Origin of the sequence: Pseudomonas sp. PS01297 (assembly GCF_029959305.1) — a bacterium.
Taxonomy (GTDB): Bacteria; Pseudomonadota; Gammaproteobacteria; order Pseudomonadales; family Pseudomonadaceae; genus Aquipseudomonas; species Aquipseudomonas helleri.
In genome coordinates this window covers 25,839-33,191 of sequence record NZ_JASCPQ010000062.1, presented here as the reverse complement: position 1 = coordinate 33,191, position 7,353 = coordinate 25,839, and the positions used below count along the sequence as shown (strand labels likewise).

Here is a 7,353-nt window from a genome sequence, read left to right as displayed (position 1 = left end):
GGCTTGCTCGCGATGGCCTTCAGAGCGCCTCATTTACCAGGCAAATATGCGTGATTGTTAACGATCATCGCGAGCAAGCCCGCTCCCACAGAGTGCTATTGATAGCGAACAGCAAGCACGCCTTTCTTTTCACTGATCGACAAGGTCGGTGCGGCGTGTAATTGCTTCAACGAGCTGACATGGGTGCCGCCGCACGGGTAGCTCGGCAGTTCGCCAAAGCCGATAAAGCGCTGGTCGGCGTTGACCTGAATGACCCGTGGCAAGTCAGCGCTGATCCACTGCTCAAGCTGTTCTTTGATCTGCTCGATGTGCATCGGTTGAGCGTTCTCACCCGGCATAAAACTGACCCGGCATTCCCCCGGCCAGTGGTGGGCCTTGATCGGCTTCCAGCCTGCGCGTTCGCCGCACACGCCAATCAAATGCCCCATCGAATGCAGCCGGCTGTTTAACTCACGGCGGGCCTCATCCACGCGGGCTTGCGCCGTACCCAGCGGCACGGCTTGCTGGACGATATGCACAATCCGGTCGTGCTCCTGGAACACCTTGAGCACTTCACTGGCGCCAATCCAGCCAGTGTCGCTGGGCTGTCCGCCGCCCTGCGGATGAAAAGGTGTGGCCTTGAGAATGACGGCAAAGCCGTCGTCGTGCGCGGTGCAACTGAGTACGTCGACGTCGGCGGTGAGGGTGTCGTCGGTATAAAACAGGCGTGAGGTCATGTGGCGAGTCCTGAAACAATTAGGTTTAAAGTATAGGGACGCCCCTTGGGTGTGATAATCCCTCCAATTTTCAATGGACCTGTGCGCTGTGAGCATAAATCTACCGCTGTCATTACTGGCTGAAATGGTGGTCTTCGTGAGGGTGGTCGAGGTCGGCAGTTTTTCCGAGGCTGCGCGACAGCTGGACACCTCGCCGTCTGCCATCAGCCGCAGTGTCGCCCGACTGGAAAAGGCCCTGGCGATCCGCCTGCTGCAGCGCACCACCCGCAAGCTGCGCCTGAGTGATGTGGGCGAGGAAGTGTTCAAGCGTTGCCAGGAGGTGGTGGGGGCAGCGCAATCGGTCATGGACCTCAGCGGTCGCTATAGCCAGGAGGCTGAAGGGCTGATTCGCGTCAGCGTGCCCAAGGCGGTGGGGCGCTACGTGGTGCATCCGCACATGCCCGAGTTTTTGCGGCGATATCCCAAGGTCGATGTGCAATTGATTCTGGAGGACCGCCACGTCGACCTGATCGACGACAACGTGGATTTGAGCATGCGCATCACCGATCAGCCGCCGCCGGGCCTGGTGGGCCGCCAGTTGTTTTTGATCGAGCATTTGCTCTGCGCCACGCCTGCTTACCTGGCGGAACATGGCACGCCCCGCCAGCCGGAGGATTTGCGCCACCACAGTTGTATCTATCTGGGCGAAACCCCGGCGGATGCCCGCTGGAAATTCAAGCAAGGCAGCAAGACCGTGACGGTCGGGGTCAGCGGACGTTACGCGGCCAACCACACGGGGGTGCGGCTGGATGCGGTGTTGCAGCACATCGGCATTGGCAGCTTGCCTTACTTCACGGCGCGTCAGGCGCTGGAGCAGGGCGAGGTTGTGCAGGTGCTGCCGGCCTGGAGTTTTATTGCGTCGTACCACGGCGGTGTGTGGCTACTGCATACCCCGACGCGCTATCTGCCACCCAAGCTGCGGGTGTTTATTGACTTTCTGGTTGAGCGGCTGGCGCAAGAACCGACGCTGGGGGCAAAAAAAGACCCGCGCGGTTAACCGGGCGGGTCTTGGCATTCAGTGCGCCAATCAGTGCTGGGGGCTGTCTGCGTTGGTCGGCAGCGCCAAGAACTGCTTTTCCTGATTCCAGTCGAACGGCTCGCCGTTTTCTTCGGCTTCAAAGCGGCGTTCTTCCAGCGCCTCATACATGTCCAGCTCTTCATCGGCGAGGAAGTTGAAGCAGGAACCGCCGAAGAACCACAACAGGTCGCGCGGCACCACGTGGGCGATTTGCGGGTAGCGTTCGATCACCTGGCAGAGAATGTCCTGGCCCAGGTATTGGCTTTCATCAAAATCGGTCAACAGACCGGCTTTCATCTCGTCGAAGCGTTCAATAAACAGTTCATGGCTTTCTTCCGGGATTTGCTCGGCGTCACCGACGGCAACCAGGATGCTGCGCAGCATATCGAGCAGGGCGAGATTGTGGTTGAGGTCATTAGTGGCCATGGTGGAGTCCTCTAGAGCAAAACGGGCGCGAGAGTATAAAGCTCTGCGCGCCCGCTGTCCTGCTAGCGAATCTTTCCTTCGCTGTGGGTGAGTTCTTCTTTGGCGAAGTCATCCACATCAATCACCTTGCGCCGTGCGGCTTCAGCGGCGCGCAGGGTTTGGGCTTCGGCCGGTTGCAAGATGCCCGCGTTCAACGCCGAATCGATGGACGGCTCGCCCGGCACCGGTTTGAACTGGCCACTTTTCAGCGCGTCGTGGAGCTTTTTGTGCAGCGGATGAGCGGCTTTGAGCAAATCCGCGGCATGTTGCAGGGCGCCGACGGCGTCATCGGCAGATTGCGGGCGGTAGCAGCCGGCAAGCACCGCTTCCAGCGTCGGATCGCCTTTGGCCCGGCCCAGCACTGCCGCGACTTCAGCATCCAGCGCATCAGAAGGCCCGGTATGGCGACGACCAAACGGGAACACCACGCCGCGCAACAGAAAGCCCAGCGGTCGGCTCGGGAAGTTTTTCAGGATCTCGTCCAGCGCCCGTTCCGAATGCCCGAGGCTTTCTTCCATGGCCCATTTGAACAGCGGGTTGAGGTGCTCGGGGGAGTCTAGATCGTGATAGCGCTTGAGCGCCGCCGAGGCCAGGTACATATGGCTCAGCACATCACCCAGGCGCGCAGACAAACGCTCGCGGCGCTTAAGCTCGCCGCCCAGCAGCATCATGCTCAGGTCAGCGAGCATCGCAAAAGCCGCTGCCTGACGGTTCAAGGCGCGGAAGTAGCCTTGGCTCAGGGTGTTGCCAGGCGCGTGTTCGAAGCGCCCCAGGCCCAGGTTCAACACCAGGGTGCTGGCGACGTTGCTGACGGCAAAGCCAATGTGCTTGAGCAGCAAGCCATCAAACTCTATCAGGGCCTGCTCGCGGTCTTCGCGTCCGGCCAGGGCCATTTCCTTGAGCACAAACGGATGGCAGCGAATGGCGCCCTGGCCAAAGATCATCAGGTTGCGCGACAGGATATTGGCCCCTTCAACGGTGATGAAAATCGGCGCACCCTGCCAGTTCCGGCCCAGATAGTTATTGGGCCCCATGATGATGCCCTTGCCGCCGTGCACGTCCATGGCATGGCTGATGCACTCGCGGCCGCGCTCGGTCAGGTGGTACTTGAGAATCGCTGACAGCACCGACGGTTTTTCACCCAGGTCCACCGCATTGGCGGTGAGCATGCGTGCGCTGTCCATCAGCCAGGCATTGCCGCCGATACGCGCCAAGGCTTCTTGAATGCCTTCAAAGGCCGCCAGTGGCACGTTGAACTGCTCGCGCACCTGGGCGTATTGCCCGGTCACCAGGCTGGTGAACTTGGCGGCCCCGGTGCCAACCGCCGGCAGCGAAATCGAACGCCCGACCGACAGGCAGTTCATCAACATCATCCAGCCTTTGCCGAGCATTTCCTGGCCGCCAATCAGGTAGCTCAGGGGGATAAACACATCCTTGCCTGAGTTGGGCCCGTTCATGAACGCGGCGCCCAGCGGCAAGTGCCGACGACCGATTTCAACGCCGGGGGTGTCGGTGGGGATCAGCGCCAGGCTGATGCCCAGATCTTCCTTGTCGCCCAGCAAGTGTTCCGGGTCGTGTGCCTTGAACGCCAGGCCGAGCAGGGTGGCGACGGGGCCGAGGGTGATGTAGCGTTTTTCCCAGTTCAGGCGCAGGCCGATGACTTCTTCGCCTTGCCATTGGCCTTTGCAAATAATCCCGGTGTCGGGCATCGCCCCGGCGTCGGAGCCCGCCAGCGGGCCGGTGAGGGCAAAACACGGGATGTCATCGCCACGCGCCAGGCGCGGCAGATAATGGTTTTGCTGTTCTTCGGTGCCGTAGTGCAGCAACAGTTCGGCCGGGCCGAGGGAGTTGGGCACCATCACCGTCGAGGCCAGATCGCCGCTGCGGGTGGCAAGTTTCATCGCGACTTGCGAGTGGGCGTACGCCGAGAAGCCCTTGCCGCCGAACGACTTGGGGATGATCAGGGCGAAAAAGCCGTGTTCCTTGATGTGCGCCCAGGCTTCGGGGGGCAAGTCCATGGCCTGGCCGATCTGCCAGTCAGTAACCATCGCACAGAGTTCTTCGGTCGGGCCGTCGATAAACGCCTGTTCTTCTTCGGTCAGTTGGGCTTTGGGGTAGGCCAGCAACTGGTTCCAGTCGGGGCGGCCGCTGAACAACTGGCCATCCCACCACACGGTGCCAGCGTCGATGGCATCACGCTCGGTTTGCGACATGGGCGGCAGGACTTTCTGGAACCAGCTGAACAGCGGCGCGGTAAAGCGTTTGCGGCGCAGGTCAGGCAGTAACAGCAAGGCCGCTGGCGCTGCCAGCAACACCCACAAGAGCACCAGCACCCAGATCGGCGCATGGCTGAAGAAGTCCATGATCAGCAGGTAAATCGCTACCACGGCAATCGCCGTCAGCGGGGAGACGCGCCGGTGGGCCAGCCAGGCAACGCCTACGATCAAAACCACTATCCACAACAACAGCATATCCAATCCTCCATGGAGCCAGGGGGCGCACCCTTGTGAGCTTAGTCGCAACTCTTGAGCAAGGTCGTCCAATAGTGACCTTGTGCGGGAGGCACAGTTCAGCTTCACGGCGTAGACTGCCCCGGCGTCTATCAATCAGGAGTTCAATCATGCTGAAAGTGTGGGGTCGCAAGAATTCGTCGAATGTTAGAAAAGTGTTGTGGTGTATCGAAGAGTTGGCGCTTGAGTATGAGCGAGCAGAGGCGGGCGGTGCGTTTGGTGTGGTCGACAGCCCGGAGTATCGGGCGCTGAACCCGAATGGCCGTGTGCCGATGCTGGAAGACGATGGGTTTGTGTTGTGGGAATCCAACGTGATCGTGCGCTATCTGTCCGCCGAATACGGCTCGGACACGTCCTGGTATCAGGACGACAACCGCGTTCGCGCCCAGGCAGATAAGTGGATGGACTGGACCACGTCGTCTTTTGCCGGTGCTTTTCGCGATGTGTTCTGGGGGATTTTGCGCACCCCGGCCGAGCAGCAGGACTGGGTGAAAATCAACGCCTCGATCAAGACCTGTGCCGAGCTGCTGGTTATTCCCGACAAGGCGTTGGCTGAAAAGCCTTACCTGTCCGGTGATGAAATCGGCATGGGCGATATCCCGCTGGGGTCGTTTATTTACGCCTGGTTTGAAATGCCCATCGAACGCCCGCCGATGCCGCACCTGGAGGCCTGGTATGCGCGCCTCAAGCTGCGCCCGGCCTACCGCAATGCGGTCATGACTGCGTTGACTTAATAGCCACTATTAATACGGGCGACTGTACTTGTGCGGCAAGGCCAAGCACCATGGCACCTGTTCATTGGCTTTGTCGGACTTGTCTTACAGACAGTTCGCCCTTATTGAGTCATCCCTCTTATTCCCATCTTGGTGCGTAATCCGATATGAGTTCCGCTCTGTCCATACGGCAGCTAACCAAAACCTACGGCAACGGTTTCCAGGCCCTGAGTGGTATCGATCTGGACGTTGCTGAAGGTGACTTTTTCGCCTTGCTGGGCCCTAACGGTGCCGGCAAATCCACGACCATCGGCATTCTTTCCACGTTGGTGAACAAAACCAGCGGCACGGTGAATGTCTTCGGCCATGACCTGGACCGCAACCCCGCCGCGCTCAAGCGCAGCATCGGGGTGGTGCCGCAAGAGTTCAACTTCAACCAGTTTGAAAAGACCTTCGACATCGTCGTGACCCAGGCGGGGTACTACGGTATTCCGGCCAAAATCGCCAAGGAGCGTGCCGAAAAGTACCTGACGCAGTTGGGGCTTTGGGACAAGTGCGACACCCCTTCGCGCTCGTTGTCGGGCGGTATGAAACGTCGACTGATGATCGCCCGGGCGCTGGTGCACGAGCCGCGCCTGTTGATCCTCGACGAACCGACTGCCGGTGTGGACATTGAACTGCGCCGCTCGATGTGGACCTTCCTCACTGAGCTGAACGAGCAGGGCACCACCATCATCCTCACCACCCATTACCTGGAAGAGGCTGAGCAGTTGTGCCGCAACATCGGCATCATCGACCACGGCACCATCGTCGAAAACACCAGCATGCGCCAGTTGCTTGGCCAACTGCACGTCGAGACCTTTGTCCTCGACTTGAAGCATCCGCTGGCGTCTACCCCGCACTTGGTCGGCTACCCGAGCCTGTTGCTCGATGGCACCACCCTGGAAGTACAAGTCGATAAAGCCGTGGGCATTACTGGTTTGTTCACCCAACTGGCCGCGCAAAACATCGAAGTGGTGAGCCTGCGCAATAAAACCAACCGCCTTGAGGAGTTGTTTGTGTCGCTGGTCGAGAAAAACCTGGCAAAGGTGGCCGTATGAGTTCAGAACTGCGTCCCAACCTGGTTGCGTTGAACACCATCATTTACCGTGAAGTGCGCCGTTTCATGCGCATCTGGCCGCAAACCTTGCTGCCGCCAGCAATCACCATGGTCTTGTACTTTGTGATCTTCGGTAACCTGATTGGTCGGCAAATCGGTGATATGGGTGGTTTCACCTATATGGAGTACATCGTGCCGGGTCTGATCATGATGTCGGTGATCACCAACTCCTACGGCAACGTGGTATCGAGCTTCTTTGGTGCCAAGTTCCAGCGCTCGATTGAAGAGCTGATGGTGTCGCCGGTGTCGCCCCACACCATTCTGATCGGCTTCACCGTGGGCGGTATCTTGCGCGGCTTGATGGTGGGCTTGATCGTGACCTTGCTATCACTGTTCTTCACCCACTTGCAGGTGCATCACCTGCTCCTGACCATTGTGGTGGTGGTGCTGACCGCGACGATCTTCTCGTTGTTGGGCTTTATCAACGCCGTATTTGCGCGCAACTTCGACGATATCTCGATCATCCCGACGTTTGTGCTGACGCCGCTGACCTACCTGGGCGGGGTGTTCTACTCGATTACCCTGTTGCCACCGTTTTGGCAGAGCGTGTCCTTGGCCAACCCGGTGCTGCACATGGTCAACGCCTTCCGCTATGGGATCCTCGGCGTATCGGACATCAAAATCAGCGTGGCGCTGACCTTTATGGTCGTCGCAACCGTGGTGTTGTACTTCGCCTGCGCCAAACTGCTGGTCAGCGGCCGCGGCATGCGCCAGTAGTCTTCACACCCCTGCA

At 59.5% G+C, this 7,353-nt stretch carries 7 protein-coding genes; 4 read left to right on the top strand and 3 right to left on the bottom strand.

Features of this window, described 5'->3' with window-relative positions:
- Window positions 1-95: 95 nt before the first annotated feature.
- Window positions 96-716 (bottom strand): alanyl-tRNA editing protein, encoded by a 621-nt coding sequence (locus QMX84_RS17940; RefSeq protein ID WP_153335405.1) that lies wholly within the window; start codon window positions 714-716, stop codon window positions 96-98.
- 88 nt (window positions 717-804) lie between these two features.
- Here QMX84_RS17940 and QMX84_RS17935 point away from each other — a divergent pair, with 88 nt between their 5' ends.
- Window positions 805-1,752, top strand: a complete 948-nt coding sequence (locus tag QMX84_RS17935) for a LysR family transcriptional regulator (RefSeq protein ID WP_282364431.1) — start codon at window positions 805-807, stop codon at window positions 1,750-1,752.
- A 30-nt stretch (window positions 1,753-1,782) separates the two neighbouring features.
- Here QMX84_RS17935 and QMX84_RS17930 read toward each other — a convergent pair whose 3' ends face one another.
- Complete coding sequence (locus QMX84_RS17930; protein ID WP_262126797.1) at window positions 1,783-2,199, bottom strand: PA2817 family protein; 417 nt, start codon at window positions 2,197-2,199, stop codon at window positions 1,783-1,785.
- A gap of 62 nt (window positions 2,200-2,261) precedes the next feature.
- The gene (locus QMX84_RS17925; protein WP_262126796.1) at window positions 2,262-4,709 is read right to left on the bottom strand and encodes an acyl-CoA dehydrogenase; all 2,448 of its coding nucleotides are present in this window, start codon (window positions 4,707-4,709) and stop codon (window positions 2,262-2,264) included.
- Window positions 4,710-4,858: 149 nt separating this feature from the next.
- Here QMX84_RS17925 and QMX84_RS17920 point away from each other — a divergent pair, with 149 nt between their 5' ends.
- The 3 genes from QMX84_RS17920 to QMX84_RS17910 all read left to right on the top strand — a co-directional run bounded on the left by QMX84_RS17920 (window position 4,859) and on the right by QMX84_RS17910 (window position 7,337).
- Window positions 4,859-5,482, top strand: a complete 624-nt coding sequence (locus tag QMX84_RS17920) for a glutathione S-transferase (RefSeq protein WP_123750176.1) — start codon at window positions 4,859-4,861, stop codon at window positions 5,480-5,482.
- 146 nt (window positions 5,483-5,628) lie between these two features.
- Window positions 5,629-6,561, top strand: a complete 933-nt coding sequence (locus QMX84_RS17915) for an ABC transporter ATP-binding protein (protein ID WP_282364430.1) — start codon at window positions 5,629-5,631, stop codon at window positions 6,559-6,561.
- Entirely contained in the window at window positions 6,558-7,337 is a 780-nt protein-coding gene (locus QMX84_RS17910) for an ABC transporter permease (RefSeq protein ID WP_048389040.1), read from the top strand. The genes QMX84_RS17915 and QMX84_RS17910 overlap by 4 nt, the downstream gene beginning before the upstream one ends.
- The last annotated feature ends 16 nt before the right edge of the window (window positions 7,338-7,353 follow it).